At 46.9% G+C, this 19,827-nt stretch carries 17 protein-coding genes; 9 read left to right on the forward strand and 8 right to left on the reverse strand.

The genetic code is table 11. The features are described 5' to 3' along the window. Nucleotides 1–50: 50 nt before the first annotated feature. A complete protein-coding gene (locus tag IC230_RS19025) occupies nt 51–1,031 on the reverse strand; it encodes a UDP-glucuronic acid decarboxylase family protein (protein ID WP_191040633.1) in 981 nt (326 codons plus the stop codon). A gap of 97 nt (nt 1,032–1,128) precedes the next feature. After that, nucleotides 1,129–2,460 (reverse strand): UDP-glucose dehydrogenase family protein, encoded by a 1,332-nt coding sequence (locus IC230_RS19030; protein ID WP_191040634.1) that lies wholly within the window; start codon nt 2,458–2,460, stop codon nt 1,129–1,131. Nucleotides 2,461–2,808: 348 nt separating this feature from the next. Here IC230_RS19030 and IC230_RS19035 point away from each other — a divergent pair, with 348 nt between their 5' ends. Beyond that, nucleotides 2,809–3,978: an acyl-CoA dehydrogenase family protein gene (locus IC230_RS19035; RefSeq protein WP_191040635.1), complete on the forward strand. Its 1,170-nt coding sequence runs from the start codon at nt 2,809–2,811 to the stop codon at nt 3,976–3,978. Nucleotides 3,979–4,088: 110 nt separating this feature from the next. On the opposite strand, the gene IC230_RS19040 is transcribed toward IC230_RS19035, so the two are convergent. Both IC230_RS19040 and pgeF read right to left on the reverse strand, forming a co-directional pair. Continuing rightward, nucleotides 4,089–4,331, reverse strand: a complete 243-nt coding sequence (locus IC230_RS19040; protein WP_093829530.1) for a GlsB/YeaQ/YmgE family stress response membrane protein — start codon at nt 4,329–4,331, stop codon at nt 4,089–4,091. Between the two features lie 86 nt (nt 4,332–4,417). Next, complete coding sequence (gene pgeF / locus IC230_RS19045; RefSeq protein ID WP_191040636.1) at nt 4,418–5,188, reverse strand: peptidoglycan editing factor PgeF; 771 nt, start codon at nt 5,186–5,188, stop codon at nt 4,418–4,420. Nucleotides 5,189–5,400: 212 nt separating this feature from the next. Between pgeF and IC230_RS19050 the strand changes: the two genes are divergently transcribed. The 4 genes from IC230_RS19050 (at nt 5,401) to IC230_RS19065 (ending at nt 10,771) form a co-directional block, all read left to right on the forward strand. Continuing rightward, nucleotides 5,401–5,799 carry a hypothetical protein gene (locus IC230_RS19050; RefSeq protein ID WP_191040637.1) on the forward strand — a complete coding sequence of 133 codons (399 nt, stop codon included), beginning with the start codon at nt 5,401–5,403 and terminating at the stop codon, nt 5,797–5,799. A 191-nt stretch (nt 5,800–5,990) separates the two neighbouring features. Beyond that, the gene (locus IC230_RS19055; protein WP_191040638.1) at nt 5,991–7,667 is read left to right on the forward strand and encodes a putative maltokinase; all 1,677 of its coding nucleotides are present in this window, start codon (nt 5,991–5,993) and stop codon (nt 7,665–7,667) included. Nucleotides 7,668–7,837: 170 nt separating this feature from the next. After that, on the forward strand, nt 7,838–9,850 hold the full coding sequence (gene glgB, locus IC230_RS19060) for a 1,4-alpha-glucan branching protein GlgB (protein ID WP_191040639.1): 2,013 nt from the start codon (nt 7,838–7,840) through the stop codon (nt 9,848–9,850). A 162-nt stretch (nt 9,851–10,012) separates the two neighbouring features. Further along, a complete protein-coding gene (locus IC230_RS19065) occupies nt 10,013–10,771 on the forward strand; it encodes a hypothetical protein (protein ID WP_191040640.1) in 759 nt (252 codons plus the stop codon). 88 nt (nt 10,772–10,859) lie between these two features. On the opposite strand, the gene IC230_RS19070 is transcribed toward IC230_RS19065, so the two are convergent. Beyond that, nucleotides 10,860–11,822 (reverse strand): alpha-E domain-containing protein, encoded by a 963-nt coding sequence (locus IC230_RS19070; RefSeq protein WP_191040641.1) that lies wholly within the window; start codon nt 11,820–11,822, stop codon nt 10,860–10,862. A gap of 152 nt (nt 11,823–11,974) precedes the next feature. On the opposite strand from IC230_RS19070, the gene IC230_RS19075 reads away from it, so the two are divergent. Next, nucleotides 11,975–12,739 carry an NIPSNAP family protein gene (locus tag IC230_RS19075; RefSeq protein ID WP_191040642.1) on the forward strand — a complete coding sequence of 255 codons (765 nt, stop codon included), beginning with the start codon at nt 11,975–11,977 and terminating at the stop codon, nt 12,737–12,739. A 94-nt stretch (nt 12,740–12,833) separates the two neighbouring features. Here IC230_RS19075 and IC230_RS19080 read toward each other — a convergent pair whose 3' ends face one another. Then, nucleotides 12,834–13,337, reverse strand: coding sequence for a Rad52/Rad22 family DNA repair protein (locus IC230_RS19080; protein ID WP_191040643.1), 504 nt, complete (start codon nt 13,335–13,337; stop codon nt 12,834–12,836). Nucleotides 13,338–13,843: 506 nt separating this feature from the next. After that, a complete protein-coding gene (locus tag IC230_RS19085; RefSeq protein WP_191040644.1) occupies nt 13,844–14,503 on the reverse strand; it encodes an ABC transporter ATP-binding protein in 660 nt (219 codons plus the stop codon). Between the two features lie 163 nt (nt 14,504–14,666). Here IC230_RS19085 and sucC point away from each other — a divergent pair, with 163 nt between their 5' ends. Next, complete coding sequence (sucC, locus tag IC230_RS19090) at nt 14,667–15,884, forward strand: ADP-forming succinate--CoA ligase subunit beta (protein WP_191040645.1); 1,218 nt, start codon at nt 14,667–14,669, stop codon at nt 15,882–15,884. A gap of 70 nt (nt 15,885–15,954) precedes the next feature. Here the strand turns inward: sucC and IC230_RS19095 are convergent, their stop codons facing one another. Beyond that, a complete protein-coding gene (locus IC230_RS19095; RefSeq protein WP_191040646.1) occupies nt 15,955–16,779 on the reverse strand; it encodes a M48 family metallopeptidase in 825 nt (274 codons plus the stop codon). A 218-nt stretch (nt 16,780–16,997) separates the two neighbouring features. Between IC230_RS19095 and IC230_RS19100 the strand changes: the two genes are divergently transcribed. Beyond that, entirely contained in the window at nt 16,998–17,609 is a 612-nt protein-coding gene (locus IC230_RS19100) for a fumarylacetoacetate hydrolase family protein (RefSeq protein WP_191040647.1), read from the forward strand. A 231-nt stretch (nt 17,610–17,840) separates the two neighbouring features. Next, nucleotides 17,841–19,778 carry a M23 family metallopeptidase gene (locus tag IC230_RS19105; protein WP_191040865.1) on the forward strand — a complete coding sequence of 646 codons (1,938 nt, stop codon included), beginning with the start codon at nt 17,841–17,843 and terminating at the stop codon, nt 19,776–19,778. The last annotated feature ends 49 nt before the right edge of the window (nt 19,779–19,827 follow it).

The following is a 19,827-nucleotide window of genomic DNA, read 5'->3' on the forward strand; positions in this document are numbered from 1 at the left end:
ACAAACGTAAAATTATACAATTTTTTAGGAACTACAACACAATCATTGGTTTACTGCTTCACAAATTCGCGGTGATAAGCAGCCCGGTAGAGTTCTTCTTCTGGTAAGCTCTTGAAGTACTCATACGTGACCCGTAATCCCTCAGCCCGCGACACTTTCGGCTCCCAGCCTAAAATCGCTTTCGCTTTGGTAATATCGGGTTGGCGTTGCTTCGGATCATCTTTGGGCAGGTCTTTGAAGATTAACTGCTGGCTCGTACCAGTCAGCTTAATAATTTCTTCGCCAAATTCCTTGATCGTAATTTCAGATGGGTTGCCAACATTAACTGGATAGGCATAATCGCTCAGTAACAGGCGATAAATCCCTTCAACCAGATCATCGACGTAGCAGAACGAGCGCGTCTGGCTACCATCGCCAAAAACGGTAAGATCTTCACCACGTAGTGCCTGACCAATAAAGGCTGGTAATACACGACCGTCGTTTAGGCGCATGCGTGGACCATACGTATTAAAAATCCGGACGATACGCGTTTCCAGACCATGATACGTATGATACGCCATCGTCATAGCTTCCTGAAAACGTTTGGCTTCATCGTATACACCACGCGGTCCAACCGGGTTTACGTTGCCCCAATATTCTTCGTTCTGTGGGTGAACCGTCGGATCGCCATACACTTCCGAGGTCGAGGCAATAAGCACCCGCGCGCCTTTAACCCGAGCTAAACCGAGGCAGTTGTGAATACCAAGCGACCCAACTTTCAGGGTTTGAATCGGAATCTTCAGGTAATCAATCGGGCTGGCTGGCGAAGCAAAATGAAGGATGTAGTCCAGTTCGCCCGGTACGTGGATAAACTTAGAAACATCGTGGTGGTAAAATTCAAAATTAGGCAGGTGGAACAGGTGTTCGATATTACGGATATCGCCCGTAATCAGGTTATCCATCGCTATAACGTGGTAGCCTTCTTTAATAAACCGGTCGCACAGGTGCGAACCTAAAAATCCGGCACCGCCAGTAATCAGTACTCGTTTCATATAAGGATTGGAAAATAGTAAACCACAGAGACACAAAGAACACAGAATGAGCTCAGTAAACGCTCTGTGTTCTTTGTGTCTCTGTGGTCAGTTAAATTTATACTTTCTGCTCAACGGGGGCCAGAATCGCTTCACGACCCACGCTGTAATACGTGTAATTCATGTCCCGCATCTGATCCAGCTCGTATACATTGCGGCCATCGAAAATCACTTTTCCTTTCAGCAGCAGATTCATTTTATCAAAATCAGGCGTGCGGAACAAGGGCCATTCTGTAATGACAACCAGGGCGTCAGCGTCATCCAGAGCAGCATATTGCGTATGTGCATACGTAATCGAATTGCCCAGGATTTCTTTTACGTTGTCCATCGCTTCAGGATCGTAGACCGTCACTTTAGCGCCAGCGTCCAGCAACGCCCGAATGTTATCCAGGGCCGGAGCTTCACGAATATCATCGGTGTAAGGTTTGAACGCCAGGCCCCATACCGCAATGGTTTTACCCGTCAGATTTCCCCCGAAATGCTTCAGAATCTGCGGGATCATCTTAATTTTTTGCTTGTAATTAACGTCCATTACCGACTTCAGCACTTGAAAATCGTAATCAAAATCCTTGGCAGTTTTGGCCAGGGCCTGTACGTCTTTCGGGAAACAGCTACCGCCATAGCCAATACCCGCAAACAGGAACCGCTTACCAATCCGGCTGTCGGTGCCGATACCCCGACGAATGTCATCTACGTTCGCACCCGCCCGTTCGCACAGGTTAGCAATCTCGTTCATGAACGTGATTTTGGTTGCCAGGAAAGCATTGGCCGCATATTTGGTCATTTCAGCAGAGCGCTCGTCCATGAAAATAACGGGGTTACCCTGCCGAACCAAAGGTGCGTACAGTTTATTCATTACCGCCTTGGCCCGCTCCGATTTTGTACCGATTACAACTCGGTCAGGTTTCATAAAATCCTCGACGGCTACACCTTCCCGTAAAAACTCAGGATTTGACACTACGTCGAAATCAACCTTAGCGTTGTCGGCAATATGCGCGTGAACTTTTTCAGCCGTACCTACCGGCACCGTACTTTTATCAACGATAACCGCATACTGGCTCAGGATTGGCCCAAGATCACTGGCTACTTTCAGAATATATTTCAAATCAGCAGAGCCGTCTTCGCCCGGAGGTGTAGGCAGTGCAAGAAAAATTACTTCAGCTCCTTTGATTCCTTCTTCGAGATTTGTGGTGAATGATAACCGACCTTCTTCAACGTTACGATGAAACAACGTTTCAAGGCCTGGTTCATAGATAGGAACAATACCATTATTTAGTTTCTCAACTTTTCGCACGTCAATGTCAACGCAGGTTACTTGGTTGCCGGTTTCAGCAAAACACGTACCTGTAACAAGACCCACATATCCGGTTCCAACAACTGCTAATTTCATAAATTAACTGATATAAAGAGTGTGATTTATAGCTATTCAGATGATGCCGATAAATAAACCGGTCAGCACAAAAATAGGAGTTTTTTAATAATCTCCTACGATTCATGAAACGAATACTGATTGACCGGGACAAAAGTTACTATTCGCTAAAAATAGTAATATTTACTCAGATACAAACGCTACCTATGCGAAAATACCAACTTTCAGGTGAATAAGATCAGCGATTTACGTTTTGACGATTCTGGACTTCATCCATTTCCCACTATTTTACGTTTATTGTAATTAGATATATAACTAAGGTGCATACTTGTTGGATCGACGTTATCAGCATCTTAACAAACTGGATTTATGAATACTGAAATAGGAGAAAACCAAGTCAGCGCGGCTGATCGATCGGCACTTTCCCAGCTGATTGTGCAGTCTGTGCGCGACATAAGCGAACGCCTTATCCGCCCTAGCATTCGCCAGTGGGATGAAGACCAACATTTTCCTGCTGACCTGTTTCGTCAGTTAGGTGAACAAGGCTTAATGGGCATGTTAGTGCCTGTTGAATATGGAGGAGCCGGGCTGGGTTACGAAGAATATGTTACGTCCATTGTTGAATTGTCGCGGGTAGACGGATCCGTGGGTTTGTCTATGGCGGCTCACAACTCACTCTGCACTAACCATATTTTATTATTCGGCAATGAGGAGCAAAAACAAACGTATCTGCCCCGGCTAGCTACCGGCGAATGGCTGGGTGCCTGGGGATTAACCGAACCAAATACGGGATCTGACGCGGGAAACATGCGTACAACGGCTGTGCGACAGGGTGACAGTTGGGTGTTGAACGGTGCGAAAAACTTTATCACACACGGTAAAAGCGGGAACGTAGCGGTTGTTATCGCTCGCACTGGAGAACCCAACACGGCTCATAATGCTACTGCTTTTGTTGTCGAACGAGGCACCGCCGGTTTTTCGGGCGGACGTAAGGAAGATAAATTGGGAATGCGGGCTTCTGAAACAGCCGAAATGTTGTTTCAGGACTGTGTCATTCCCGATAGCCAGCGGCTTGGTGAAGTAGGTGGTGGCTTCATTCAGTCCCTAAAGGTTCTCGACGGAGGCCGGATTTCGATTGCTGCGCTAAGTCTAGGCATTGCTTACGGAGCTTACGATGCGGCTTTGGCCTATGCGAAAGAGCGTGAACAGTTCGGACAGCCCATCGCCAACTTCCAGGGTATCAGCTTTAAACTGGCCGATATGGCTACAGACATTGAAGCAGCCAAGCTGCTGACCTATCAGGCTGCTACGTTGAAAGATGAAGGAAAACCCGTAACGAAAGAGTCGGCGATGGCTAAACTGTTTGCGTCGGAAACGGCCGTTCGGGTTGCTAACGAAGCCGTTCAGATTTTTGGCGGTTACGGGTATACGAAAGATTTTCCGGTCGAGAAATTTTACCGCGATGCCAAGCTGTGTACGATTGGCGAAGGAACCAGCGAAATTCAGAAAGTAGTGATTTCACGACAGATATTGAAATAAAGGGAGAAAGGGGAAGAGCGGGACGAAAGGGAAAAAGGATTGCTTTGTTAAGCTCCATTCTCCCTTTCGTCCCGCTCTTCCCCTTTCTCCCCCCTTACTATACTGTACTGCTACACTGTACTGCTACGTCCTTTGATTAGCGCGGCAATACCAAGAATGATAACGGCACCAACGAAAGCGGTTAAAATCTGATCAATCATACCACCATCACGGCCAAAAATCCAGCCGCCAACAAATCCACCGGCTATACCCAGTAAGATTTCAGCGAATAATGAAAACGAAAACCGTTTAAATACGAGGTCGGCCAGCCAACCGGCAACGGCACCTACCAGAATTGATACTAAGATTCCCATGGCTATTAACTGTTGAGTAAAAGATGTGTTAGTAAAAGATGTGTTGTTAAAAAACACATATGTAACGAGCCATATGTAAATTTTGTTTAGAACTTAATGCCAATTACTGCCAGCATTCGTCCAGTTTGCCCCTGCTCGACGCGATACGAGAAATAATCCTTGTTATGCAGCACTGTTGAAAAGGAGGATATACCGATCTGAGCGGCCGGAATGCCGAAGTCGAGTAAGGGTTGTTTATTGGCCGCTTTTAGATCAATTAAGCTCTTTCCACTTCGTAAATCATCGCGTCTAAACGACGAGCCAAACTGATCAGCCACTTCCGGCCCGACCTCAAACGAACAGTCATCAATACACGTACCAACATAAGCGTAGCAGTGGTCGGCCAACGTACCAAATCGCTGCTGCATATACGTAAGGGTTTTATTGACGATGCCACCGACCGTTCCACGCCAGCCTGCATGAATAGCGGCAACGGCTTGATTAGCTTGGTCATAAATCAGGATGGGTACACAATCGGCAACCGTTACGCCGATAAGTAAGCCGGGCTGATTGGTGATGAGAGCGTCGTATCCATCGAAACGCCCCGGCTCAACTGTGTACAAAATGTCAGTACCATGAATCTGGTGCGAAGAAGCGAACCGGAACGTAGCAGCTCCGATGGCGTCAAAAAAACGTCGTCGATTCTCATCTACATTTACAGAATCGTCGGACGTATTAATTCCCAGATTTAACGAATTGAAAGGAGCCGGACTAACGCCCCCATGCCGAGTGCTCTCAGCCGCAATCAGGTTAGGAAAGCTAGTGAATACGTCTGGAATACGATACGAAACCTGCGTTGACCTGGTCACTGTATGCATATAGTCAAAAGTTAATTAGGCAAAATTGGCACTTAGTCTACAGCAATCCTACTAACCTTTCTCTCAATCATCCTTACTTTATCGCCACTCATCCAAGCCAATAACCGTTCCAGTAGTTTGCAATACATAGTACCATCCATCACCTATACATTTGGTTCATCAATCGGGAAGAACCCGACCTGCTTTTGAACAAGAACAAACAACATACTACCATGAAAACGCTCATCAAATCACTCGCCTTAGCCCTTTCATTAGGTTTTGTAACATCAGCCGCCACGTTTGCTGAAACGAATCCAATCGGTCGCCCAACATCCGCAGCTTCCTTTAAAACAGGCATCTATTCTACAGTCACGGGTACGCTACGAGTGTCCGTAGACAAAGAAACAGGCGGAAAAGTCGATGTTCGCTTAAAAAATGCAGACGGAAAAACACTGTATACGCAACACTTGAGCAAAAATGATCGGAACTGTCGCTTACTGCTAAATCTGAACGATCTGGAAGATGGGGTTTACCAATTGGAAATCACAAACGGAGTCGAAACGACTACGCAGAACGTAACGCTTTTAACCAAATTGCCTTCCACACCCAATCGAATTGTGTCTATAAATTAATTACCACCATTCACTCGTTTACAATCCCTACCTGGGGAAACAGGTAGGGATTGTTTGTTCTGATAGCTACAACTCTTTACAATCAATTTTATTAACTGCAATTTGTTCTATATTCAAGAAATTTTTGACCTTCACCGCGAAAACAATAAGTTACCTAAACTGCTTGATTAAGGTGCTTTGCATCTTCTATTATGGTCATTACACAATCTTTAACTACTGCTACTTCCTGGTCTACTGCTGCCTCAGATCCCAAACTGTGGGCAATGTTGACACAAACGCTGTTACCCCTTTACGTAAATACATGCCGGTGGTTTGCGGGAAAAGCCCGGCAACAAACAGGTTTTTCAGCGCGAACTGTACACACGTTACCCCTACCCGATGGTAACGTAGCGTATCTATTGATTCTGGAAGCTAGTTATGCCGATGGGGTTCCCGAGAATTATCTCTTACCGCTGTCATTTATTGCGGATCAGACTGGAGATGCCTTAACCGATGTTCCCGACAAAGGCCGTATCGGCGAGGTTACCTTTGGCAGAAAAAGTGGCATTCTGGTCGATGCTATTTACGACGGACGGTTTCGTCAGGCCTTACTCACCGCCATCTATCACAACCAGATCGTTTCACAGACCGATGGACAACTGACGTTTCACCGGGGACAGGGTCTTGAGGAAGGCGATCAGGAATTAGTCTCGCGTGTGCTGCCGGTAGATTCGAGCAATTCGGCCATGACTTTCGGGGATAAATACTTTTTAAAACTTTACCGAAAGCTTTTTCAGGAAACCAATCCGGAAGTAGATATGGTCGCGTTTCTGACCGACGAAAGCCATTTCGCCAACATTCCGGCTTTTGGAGGCAGTGTTGTCTGGCAGGCAGCCGACACTAACCCGTCCGGTTCGCCGTTGCGAGACCATGCCGACGTAACGCTCGGGATGATGCAGCGCATGGTGCCGAATGATAAGGATTCCTGGATGCAGACCGGCGACTATCTGAACGATTTTCTGTACGGCGTTCCGCAGCGGATGTTTGCGATTCGGGAAGATGTGTTCGACAAAGTTGAGTTGCTGGGTCGTCGGACAGGAGAATTGCACTGCGCTCTTTACAAGCCAACGGCCGATGCGGCTTTTGCCCCCGAACCCTTTACTGACGACTACCGCCAGTTTCTGATCAAGCGCTTCGAAGACCTACTCGAACGTCGGTACGCACTCCTGATCGACAATTACACCAAGCTCGATGCGCAGGCGCAACGATTGGCCTGGGTGTTTATGGAGGCCAAAGAAATGATCGATACGTTCATTGCTGATTTCCGCACCCGCCCGCTCGATTCGCTACGTATCCGTATTCATGGCGATTATCACCTCGGGCAAGTCCTAGCAACAGAGAATGACTTTGTCATCATTGACTTCGAAGGCGAGCCCGAAAGCAGCATTACCGATCGCAAAATCAAGCATTCGCCGTTGAAAGACGTGGCCGGGATGATTCGGTCCTATCACTACGCCGTTTCGGCTAAGCTCTTCAACTCGGCGGAAACCGATACCCTCGATCCTGATCATCTGCAACGCGTGTCGGATCGTTGGTTTTACCTTATCCGCGATACGTTTCTGGATGCGTACTTAGATGTGTTTGGTGCTCCACACCCGCTTTTCAAAAACAACACTGAAATCAACTTTCTGCTGTTGATTTATCTGCTCGAAAAAGCAGTCTATGAATTGGGCTATGAAATCAGCTACCGACCGTCGTGGGTAAAGATTCCGCTAAAGGGCATTATCGACGTAGTACGCGAAATTGAAAAAATTCGCCTGAGCGATGGCAATGTCGAATCCGGCGTACCGATGTTACAAACCGGCTTGCTACAAACTCAACGGCCTTAATACCCTTAAAAGAATTCGTTAATTGGTACGTTCATGTCCGGTCCGATTTGAACAAAGACTTTGGCTCACCGACCGCTGAGTTGATTGATTCATTCCGGATAAGGCTAAGTTTTTTTCTAACTTTCCGGCCATGATTACGTTCACTACGTATCTATACCCATTTCAAACCTATGGCAAAACGTAAATCGCCTACACCCTCAGCCGAACCCGAACAGACGGCTCAACCAACATTATCCAACCTATCTGTACAAGAAGCGGAGCAGACGGACACGCCCGCACAAACTGACGGCCCCTATTCCCGATTTACTGATTTCGATATTTTTCTATTCCGATCAGGAAAACATCAGCGACTCTACGAAAAATTTGGCTCACACGTTGTTACGCATAACGGTGTTGTCGGTACGTATTTCGCAGTCTGGGCACCTTCTGCCCGCTACGTAGCGGTTATCGGCAATTTCAATAGCTGGGATAAAGGCAGTCATTCGATGAATGTGCGCTGGGACTCGTCGGGCATCTGGGAGACTTTCATACCTCATATTGGTGCAGGGGAAACCTACAAATATTTCATCGTTCACGAAGGTGGACGTGAACTGGAAAAAGGCGATCCTTATGCTCACTTTTGGGAAGTTCCCCCCAAAACTGCCTCAATCGTCCGGGATACGTACTACGAATGGCAGGATCAGGAATGGATGGCGAATCGGAAAGAGAAAAATGCACTTAATGCTCCCTTCTCCGTATATGAAGTTCATTTAGCTTCCTGGCGACGCGACCCTGGTGATCCTGAACGGGAGCTGAGCTACGACGAAATTGCGAACGCGTTGGTTCCTTACGTACAGGATATGGGCTTTACGCACGTTGAGTTCATGCCGGTTATGCAATACCCGTACGCACCTTCCTGGGGGTATCAGATTACGGGCTATTTCGCTCCGAGCAGCCGCTTTGGCACTCCGCAGGACTTTATGCGATTGGTTGAACGGTTGCATCAGGCAGGCGTTGGCGTTATCTTAGACTGGGTTCCCTCCCACTTTCCAGGCGATGCGCATGGCCTGTACGAGTTCGATGGGTCGCATTTGTATGAGCACCCGGACATGCGTAGAGGCTACCACCCCGACTGGAAAAGCTACATTTTCAATTACAGTCGACCAGAAGTCCGCTCATTTCTGCTGAGTAATGCCGTCTTCTGGCTCGACCGATGCCACGCCGACGGATTACGGGTCGATGCTGTAGCGTCGATGCTTTATCTGGACTATTCGCGTAACGCCGGTGAATGGGAACCGAACATGTTTGGTGGGCGCGAAAATCTGGAAGCGATTTCGCTGATGAAAGAAATCAACGAAGCTATCTACAAAGAATTTCCGGATACGCAGACGATTGCCGAAGAATCAACGGCGTTTCCGGGCGTATCGCGACCGGTTTATACAGGCGGACTTGGTTTCGGCATGAAGTGGATGATGGGCTGGATGAACGATACGTTACGCTATTTCGAGCGCGATCCTAGCTTCCGTAAATTCCATCAGGATGAACTGACATTCAGTACGATCTACGCATTTACGGAGAATTTTATGTTGCCCCTCTCGCACGACGAGGTTGTATATGGCAAACATGCGCTGGTCAGTAAAATGCCCGGTGATGAATGGCAGCGATTCGCTAATCTGCGATTGTTGTATGCCTACATGTTTACCCACTCGGGCACAAAACTGATGTTTATGGGTGGTGAGTTCGGCCAAACATCAGAATGGAAGTTCGATGCCAGTTTAGATTGGCATTTGCTTGAGTTTGCTCCCCACAAAGGCATGGCTGCCTGCGTGAAAGCGCTGAATACACTCTACAAGACTGAACCAGCCATGCATGAGCGTAGCTTCACAGCTGACGGCTTTGAGTGGATTGACACAACCGATCGGGATAACAGCGTTGTTACATACATCCGAAAAGGAAACCGCCCCGAAGATACCCTGCTGGTTGTGCTGAACATGACCCCCGTTCCCCGTCACAATTACCGTATCGGTGTACCGATGGCTGGCTCATATAAAGAGGTCTTTAACAGCGACTCTACGGAGTTCTACGGTAGTGGTGTTACAAATACCACATCCATTGCCAGTGAAGAAGAAATATGGCATGGTCGACCTCAGTCGATTCAATTAAACGTTCCTCCCCTGGGAGCAGTTGTGCTGAAGGTTGACTAAACCTGGCTGTCTGAACCAAATTTTATATGATTCGAAGGATTCTCGTGATTGTCTTGTCTGCTGACAGAATCACGAAAACCCTTCGAACCATAATAAATCCTGACGGGCCGACGTATTGGTTCGGCTTATATCTTTGCCGCTCGAACAGCCTGAAAAGTATAAATGAAGAAACTCCTTGTTGCCTTATGGGTATTAGTTTCCATCCATAGCTTTGCCCAATCGCCCGTTTCAACACGGCTTACTAGTGGTGTTGACCTGGGAATGGCCTACTCAACGAATAACTATCATCCCTCACTCTCGTATTATCAGTTAATTAACATCGGCGAAAAGAAACTATTCGCGCTTGGCTGGACAGTACGTTTCGGTGCTTTCTACGGCGATAATCTTAATTATTACACAGCTCCGGCTCGGCTGACGCGGGGTAAAGCGGGATTTGGTGCCCTGGGAGCTCCGTTAATAACAGACCAAATCGATACGGTCCGCTACGATTACGTTAGCATGACTTCGCTCAACTTTGGTATTCGGGCCCAGCTTAACCTAGGCCCTGTAGAGCTAGGAGCCAGTGCGGATTTGCTGGGATTAACGCTTGGAAAGTCTCGTACAGGGCGCTATATGTCGTCGAATGGTCAGTTTATGAATACCGATACGACCTCTGCGTATTTTCAGGGACCTAATATGTTTCAGCAGTCTCGTCCAAGTCATTTGAATGCGCGTTTATTGGGCGATAATGACCGTGGTGTTCTTTCGACAGAGGTGTATGCTCGTATTCGTGTCTCTCAACGTATTGGTGTCAAGTTAGGTTATCAGTGGCTAACAACGGAGATGACTGTTAGCAACCGCGATATTATTGCGGATAACAACCGGTTCCGCAATCGGGCCGGTATGACTTATCTGGCGATAACGTTTCCAGTCTTTCAGTAATAGCGAGCGAAAGCCTGAATGAGTGAATATGCGAAAAAATAGGCATTAGCCGTCCGCTCGTTCGCTCATTCAGGCTTTCGCTCTTTAATTACACTTCCACCGGTTTTGAATCGAAATACGTCTGAAAAATGGCAGCTCCAACTTCATTCGTCCGCGTCTGGAAGTTGTCAAGATACTGGTGTAGGCCCAATTTGAAAATATCGGCCGTCTCGGTGAACTCAATTTCTGTCCGTAGTTTAGAGAGCGTTCGTTCGGCCGTATTGCCAAAGCCGTTTACCATATTATTTCCCGAGATTTCATACAGCGACAACTCTGCCTGGCGAATACAGTGGGCTGTTGCACGCGGAAACATTTTATCCAGGAGCAAAAATTCGATAATACTCGATGGCGTCAGTGAACGATGGCGCTGACGGTGCATATTATACGCACTAACCGATCTTAGCACGGCCGACCAGATCATCAGATCGATGGTTGATCCAACGGCTTCGATCTCTGGCAGCAGTGTAAAATACTTAACGTCCAGAAACCGTGAGGTTTTATCCGCCCGTTCCAGAAAACGGCCCAGCCGCCCAAAATGCCAGGCTTCATTCCGGGTAACAGTCGAATCGATAATGCCATAAAACAACTGTACACCATTACGGATGTCCAGAAAAAACTCCTGCGCCTGCACCTGTCCCCACTCCTGCTTTGGCGACGTATCACGCACCATCAGGTAAAATTTATTGAGCTGTTCCCACATCGATTTCGAAATGACTTCGCGAATCGTACGGGCATTTTCGCGAGCCTCGCTCAGGCAGGCTACAATTGAGTTCGGATTGCGCTTATCGAACGTCATGAACTGAATGACATTCTCACGGGTTGGATGCTGATAATATTTAAAAAACAGATCATTATCGGCCGTAGCGATCAGTAAAGGCTCCCACTGCTCATTCACATTCGGAGGCAAATCGAGCGCCAGATTAAAATTTACGCTCATAAAGCGGGCATAATTTTCGGCCCGTTCAATATAGCGGTGCATCCAGTAAACAGAATTGGCAACTCGGCTTAACATATCGTAGAAATTGTAGTAAAAGCAATGACTTATGGACAAAAATAGAACTTTGTGAATACTAGACAAGATATCAGATCCAATTGTGGCTTTTCTGCAAAACAATCATTTAAAAAGAAAGTAATTTACCAACTATTCTTTCTTTGGGTAGTACTATGAAAATCTTCTACGTCTTCATTACCTTGAGTATGCTGTTTAATGCAGCAAGTTTCGCTAAACCTAATCCGACTAAGCCCAGCTCTAAGCTGTATGAGATGCGGATTTATTACCCAACGCCAGGAAAATACGCCGAGATCGTCGATCGGTTTAGGCAGTACACGACGAAAATTTTCGAGAAGCACGGGATGGAAAACATTGGTTACTGGACACCGACCGATACGTCCCGCAAAGAAGTCATTTATATTCTGGCCTATCCGAATCGTGAAGCCCGTGATGCTTCCTGGAAAGCATTCGGCAGCGATCCGGAATGGAAAGCAGTAGTGGCCAAGACAGAAGCGAACGGTAAATTAGTTGATCATGTCGACCAGATTTTTATGACTGAGGCCGATATATCACCCGCCATCAAGCTCAAGCAGGCGTCGCCCGAACGGACTTTTGAGCTACGTACCTACACGGCTTCACCGGGCAAACTTCCGAACCTGCTAACGCGTTTTCGTGATCACACGCTAAAGCTCTTTGAAAAACATGGCATGACGAACATTGGCTACTGGGTTACCCAAGAGAAGGACCCTGGTGTTCAACCAAAGCTCATTTACATTCTGGCGCATCCCAATGAAGCTGAAGGGAAAACGCATTTTGACGAGTTCCGTAAAGATCCTGTTTGGGTAAAGGCTAAAGGCGAGTCGGAAAAAGATGGTTCGCTAACAACAAAGGTTGAGTCGACTTACATGAAACCAACCGACTATTCGCTGATTAAATAACGTATTGTAGCGCGCATAAAAAAGGATACCGATTTCGAAATCGGTATCCTTTTTTATGCGCCTTATGGTTGAACACAAGCAGACCGGTACGTCGTTAAACGGCTTTGACAGGAGCTTTTGCATGTTCAGGTTTTAGCACGACTACGTCGCGCACAATGCCACCTGCATTTATTTTATCCACCATTTTATCCAGCAAGGGAGTTGCCCACTCAGGAATGTATTTGTCGGTAGTCTGAATAAGCACTTTCGGAAAATCGTATAGCGCCCGACCCAAGCCAAACTGTACGGCACATCGTTTCATGGCATCGCTGATGCCTCCTTTTATAGGCTCAACATTCGTACGGCTAGCGCCATCGGTTTTACGGATCATTTCACCACCAGGCAAAACAGCCGTAATCGTACATAAGAATCCGCCATCTATTTCCCGAATTTCATTCTGCCATCCAGCCCAGCCAAACTGCTCATCGAACCGTTGCATCACACAACGATTGGTGATATAGGGAACAACGACGATCTTCTGACCGTCTTTTGTCTGACTTTGCACGCGCCATTCTACTTCCTGCGCCGTCAGTGGGGCATTTAATACGTCTAAATTCATGCGTTGTTGTTTACTTATTAGTCAGCAATTTTTATCTTTTTAAAAGGCATCAGGCCATGTCTTTTCTCGTAATGTATCCGGCCTGGATAAGCTTTGCAATATACTGATTTCTGTATTTCGGGGGGCGTAATCGTCGAAGAACCTTTATTACGTACGCTCAGGAATTGGAGTATCTGCGAAAGAGGAATGGATTGAAGATAGCATCAAGCTCAGTTGGCTTCAATCCGCAGCAAGCTATAGAGGAATTTATAAACAACAAAAAAGCCAAGCGAGACACTCTCTTGGCTTTCTGATTTACTCAACGTTATGAAAAACTTTTCTTTTCGACACAATTATAAAACAAAAATACAGGAAATTGATTCTATCTCAAAAAAAAAATTTCATATGAAATGATAACATATTGACTTTCAAATCATTAATATTTAAAAAATAGGTGATTTCATCCGCTTTTTTAAGTAAATATACTTACAAAAATCAGCACAAGTCAATCTTTTACACGCGGTAAATTACTTAAAGATTAGGCCGTCCCGAATCGTAACGGTCCGGTCGGCAAGAGCAGCTAATGCTTCGTTGTGGGTCACGATGATAAAGGTCTGACCTAGTTCATCGCGAAGCCGGAAGAAAAGTTGATGAAGATCTTCGGCATTACGTGAGTCAAGATTACCACTCGGCTCATCCGCAAAAACAATAGCGGGTTCGTTAATTAAAGCTCGCGCAACAGCTGTCCGCTGCTGCTCACCGCCCGACATCTGCGACGGTAGATTATTGAGCCGATGCTGCAGTCCGAGCGTTGTTAGCAATGATTCCGCACGTTGGCGAACCGTCTGATCATCTTTCTCTGCAATGAAGCCAGGCAGGCATACATTTTCGAGAGCTGTAAATTCGGGCAGCAGATTATTAAACTGAAACACGAAGCCGATACGTTCGTTGCGGAACTGAGCCAGTTGGCGATCGTTTAGTGTGAACACATTCTGTCCATCAATGTGCAACTCCCCGGCATCGGGTCGATCAAGCGTACCCAGAATTTGCAACAAGGTTGTTTTCCCAGCACCTGACGCGCCTACAATCGAAACAACCTCACCTGGTTCGATCTGTAAATTGATTCCTTTCAGAACCGGCAAATTGCCGTAGTTCCGGCGAATATCAGTAGTTTGAAGAAGTGACATGTAAAAGAATGATAAATGATGAATGATGAGTGATTACTGAGAAAAGAAGGGGGCGTAAGCAATTTTAGGCGATTACGTTCGTCGTTCGTCGTTCATCATTCATCATTTCCTGCTAACTTGCCGCACAAAAATACGATTTCCAACTCTCCTTGTTGCAGTTGTCATGAATATACACGAGTATCAGGGTAAAGAAATTCTCAAAAAGTACGGCGTCCGGATTCAGGAGGGCATCGTGGCTGAATCACCCGAAAAAGCCGTTGAGGCTGCCAAGCAGATTATGGCCCAGACCGGATCTAAATTCGTCGTCGTGAAATCGCAGATTCACGCGGGCGGACGTGGTAAAGGTAAAGTCGTTGGCAGTGAGCAACGGGGCGTAGCCTTAGCCAAATCGGTTGATGAGGTGCGCGACATCGCCAAAAATCTTATTGGCAACGTACTGGTAACCCACCAGACTGGCCCAGAAGGTAAGAAAGTAAACAAAGTGCTGGTCGCTCAGGATGTTTTTTACCCAGGCGCGTCGGAGCCGAAAGAGATGTACATCAGCATCCTGCTCGACCGTAGTAAAGCCTGCAATGTCATTATGGCCAGCACCGAAGGGGGTATGGACATTGAAGAGGTCGCGGAAAAAACACCCGAAAAAATTGTGAAGGAATGGATCGATCCAGCTGTCGGTCTACAACCCTTCCAGGCTCGTAAAGTCGCTTTCGGGCTAGGTCTTCAGGGAGAAGCGTTCAAAGACATGGTAAAGTTCGTTACGTCGCTTTACAAAGCGTATGTGGATACGGACGCATCGATGTTTGAGATCAACCCCGTTCTGAAAACGTCAGACAACAAAATTCTGGCTGTTGACGCGAAAGTGAACTTGGATGATAATGCTCTTTATCGTCATCCCGATCTGGCTAATCTACGCGACATCTCTGAAGAAGACCCACTCGAAGTAGAAGCGTCAGCTAATGACCTGAACTATGTTAAGCTTGACGGTAACGTTGGCTGCATGGTAAACGGTGCAGGGCTGGCTATGGCTACGATGGACATTATTAAATTGTCGGGTGGTGAGCCAGCCAACTTCCTTGATGTTGGGGGTGGTGCTAATGCCAAGACGGTTGAAGCTGGTTTCCGGATTATTCTTAAGGATCCTAACGTAAAAGCAATCCTGATTAACATCTTTGGCGGTATCGTACGCTGCGACCGTGTAGCAACGGGCGTAGTAGAGGCTTACAAAGCCATTGGCGACATTCCTGTACCGATCATTGTTCGGTTGCAGGGTACCAATGCAGAAGAAGGAGCCAAGATCATTGACGAGTCAGGCCTGAAAGTACAATCAGCAGTGCTATTGAAAGAAGCAGCCGAAAAGGTACGTCAGGTAATTGAATCATTGTAATACTGATCAAATTGAGCCTACATAAAAAAGCCGGAGCAGTTGCTCCGGCTTTTTTGTTAACTAAGGAATACTACCTTTTATAATACTTCATGGCATCAGGCAACAGTTTTTGCAAATCCGCAATTCGACGGGTATCGGATGGGTGATCGGAAAGAAACTCAGCAGGTGCTTTCCCCCCACTGGCTTTCGCCATCCGCTGCCAGAACGTGATAGCCTCGTTTGGATTATAGCCCGCCATAGCCATAAAAATTAATCCGAGGTGGTCGGCTTCCGATTCCTGTTTACGGCTGTGTGGAAGGCCAACTCCATATTGATAGGCCAGTGGACCCACTACGCCAAATGCCTGCTGAAATATAGCCTGCGTCTGCGCACTCTTTCCTGCTGTACCAATGCCCGTTGCTACCTGACCAGCCTGCAACAATCCATTGGCAACCAATCCTTCACTCATCCGCTCGTTTCCGTGCTCAGCAATGGCATGCGACACTTCATGGCCCAGTACCGTTGCTAAACCCGCTTCATTCTGCGTATATGGCAATATGCCTGAATAAACCACGATTTTCCCTCCAGGCATACACCAGGCATTCACCTGATTGCTCTGTACTAAGTGATACTCCCACTGAAAACCTTCAAGCCGTTTGCTATACCCGTTACTGTTCATGTAGCTTTCAACAGCCTGACGAATGCGGGTGCCCACCCGGTTAACCATTTCGGCATCGTTGCTACTCGTCGGAACGACCCGGCTTGTGTCCAGAAATTGTTTGTACTGCGTAAAACTCATGGCAAGCATTTCACTGGGTGGCACTAAAATCAGTTGTTTACGCCCGGTTAGAGGCACTTTCTCGCAGGCCGTAACGGCGAATGCGAGTGACAACATGACAATTATGGCTTTTTTCATTTACGTGTGTGTTTTAGAATGATTGGGTATTCTGACGTTATATGACCCGTAAGTTACCCGATTTGTTCAAAATTTTCCGGGCCGGTACGATCAAGCCCTCTTTAGTCGTTAGATTTGCGCTACTGCTTTAGGTTTAAATAGGCATTCTTCATCATGTATATCATTGTTCACCAATGACTCTTGCGGATGGCTATCTAATACGTACTTAATGACTCTTTATGAAAATCATTTGTGTTGGCCGAAACTACGTTGAACATATTCAGGAACTTAATAACGAAAAGCCTGAAGACCCCGTCATTTTTCTAAAACCCGAAACAGCTGTCCCGCTCAAAAATGAGCCGTTTTTCTACCCTGATTTTTCACAGGATGTTCACTATGAAGTTGAGATTCTGGTAAAAATCAACCGAGTCGGGAAGAACATCGACGAGAAGTTTGCTCATAAATATTACGATGAAATTGGTATCGGTATTGACTTCACGGCGCGCGACGTGCAGAGTAAATTAAAAGCCAAAGGACTTCCCTGGGAGCTGGCCAAATCCTTTAATGGCTCCGCGCCAATTTCCTCCTTCGTGTCAAAAACTGATTATCCTGACTTACAGGATCTGAATTTCCGGTTGGATCTTAACGGCGAAACCCGACAACTGGGCAATACGAGTTTAATGCTGTTTAAAATTGATTACCTAATCTCGTTTGTATCCCGGTATTTTCTGTTGCAACAGGGCGATATTCTGTTTACCGGCACTCCAAAAGGTGTTGGTGCCGTACAAATTGGCGACCGACTGACTGCCTTCATTGAGGATAAAAAAATGCTCGAGATCGATGTAAAATAAAGTTCCTGTCGAGCTCTGCTACGTATCGCGGTAAGCTCGCCAAACAACTCTCTTCTTTTGAAACGATTCACCATTTCTCTTTTTTTTGCGCTATTATCGGGTCTCACCCACTCGTTTGGGCAGGTCGGGGTTACCCAGCCTCAATCAACTACTAGTCCTGCTGTACCCACGACGTCCAGGCTAACGGGTCTCATTCAGCCGGGTTATTTCCTGTTTCCCATTCAGCCGGGTATGGCGAATTCGCTGGCGGGTGGTTTGGGTGATTTGCGACCAAACCATTTTCATGCAGGTATTGACATCCGTACGGGCGGTCGCGAAGGGTTGCCGGTTCATGCCGCTGCTGATGGGTACGTTTCGCGCATTGCGGTTTTTACGGGCGGCTATGGCAATGTAATCTTCATCAAGCATCCGAATGGCCTGACAACCGTTTACGGGCATCTTAAAACGCTGAACGATACGCTCGGTACATATCTCCGCGCAAACCAATACCAGAAGAAAACCTTCGAGATTGATCTACGTCCGGCACCGGGGCAATTTCCGATTACGAAAGGCGATGTCATTGCTGCATCGGGCAACACCGGCGGATCAGGGGGACCGCATTTACACTTTGAAGTTCGCGATGGCAACGATAATCTGATCAATCCGCTTTTGTACGGCTTCTCCGAAATTCGTGATGAGGTCCCCCCCTATTTTGAACGGGTTGCCCTGAAAACCATGACCGCTACGTCGCGCATCAACGGCGAGTATCAACGGGTCAGTTACGCGCCGGTTCGCCAATCCGACGGTACGTATCGCATTACGCAACCCATTACGGCATCGGGCCTGATTGGTATGGAGGTTCTGGGATACGATAAAACGACTGGGTCACCTTATCGAAATGGGATTAGTTGTCTGGAAATTCGGCTCGATGGTCGGGAGGTGTTTGCGTACAATATGAATAGCTTCCCGAATGAGCAAACGCGGTTTATGAATGTCCATGAGAATTACGAAGTGGAACAAACGAATGGTCAACGTTATCACCGGGGCTACATTGCCGACGGAAACATTTTAAACCTATACAAACTGCAGAGCAACGTTGCCTACCGAGGCCGTTTGCCCTTGCTGGATGGAAAGCCTCACGAGGTGACATTGACGCTATACGATGCTTATGATAATTCGGCTCAGCTAACCTTTACCTTGCTGCCTGAAATTTCAGTTTCTAGTTCTTCTATAGTCGACTCACTTGGGGAAGAAGAAACGCTCAGCGTCGCTCCTGAGCCCTTACCAGTTGGTGACCCAACGGTGACCATTACGACCGACGAAAACGTATTAAAGTTAACAGCTAAAAATATATCGGTAAGCAATCCGCCAGTGGCCAAGCTAATTACGGGGCGAACGGTAACCGAACAACCTGTTAGCTATATACGCCGGGGCGCCGGACCGAACAACCAAGTGGTTTATCTTATAGATTTGCGTCAGACATTACCCGACTCCGTTCAGTTCGGTCGTGGGGTGGTGAGAACCAACTTTAAGAAACGGATCATACCAGGTCGGAATGATGTGTTTACAAACGCAACTACCCGATTGGAATTTGGGACGAGAACCTTATTTGATACGTTGCATCTGACTATGCGTTCGTTACCAGGAGGAATTTTGGAGATCAACCAGCCAACGATTCCCTTGAACGATTATCTAACTATTCAATACGTACCAAATTATCCGATCGCCATTGACACGATGCGGACTAAAGCCTATTGGGTGAGCGGTGGTCGTGAGAGTTTTCTTGGTGGAAAGTGGAATAAGGGCCGTATTGAATTCAAGACGCGTTCACTGGGCCGATTCCAATTACTGACGGATGCGACGCCACCCAGAGTAGACATTGTTTCAGCAACGCCTAAAGGTATTTCGGCAAAAATTCGGGATGATCTGTCAGGTATTGCCGAGTTTCGGGCACTGGTCAATGGCGAATGGGTGCTGATGCAGTACGATTATAAACGGGCTTTACTCTGGTCCGATAAATTAAATCCCGATGAACCGTTTGAAACAGGTTCCGAAGTGCTCGTCCAAGTAAAAGACCAGTCAGGCAACATCGGTTCAGACAGTACGACGATTCAGGAATATCGACCCGTTGTGAAGCGAAAAGCGGCCAAACAAAAAGCCGCGCCGAAACGAAGCCGAAAAAGACGATAAATTCGTTCAGACCTATAAGGTTTTGAAACCTTATATAACCAACATAAGT

Origin of the sequence: Spirosoma validum (assembly GCF_014699035.1) — a bacterium.
In the GTDB taxonomy this organism is placed as follows: Bacteria; Bacteroidota; Bacteroidia; order Cytophagales; family Spirosomataceae; genus Spirosoma; species Spirosoma validum.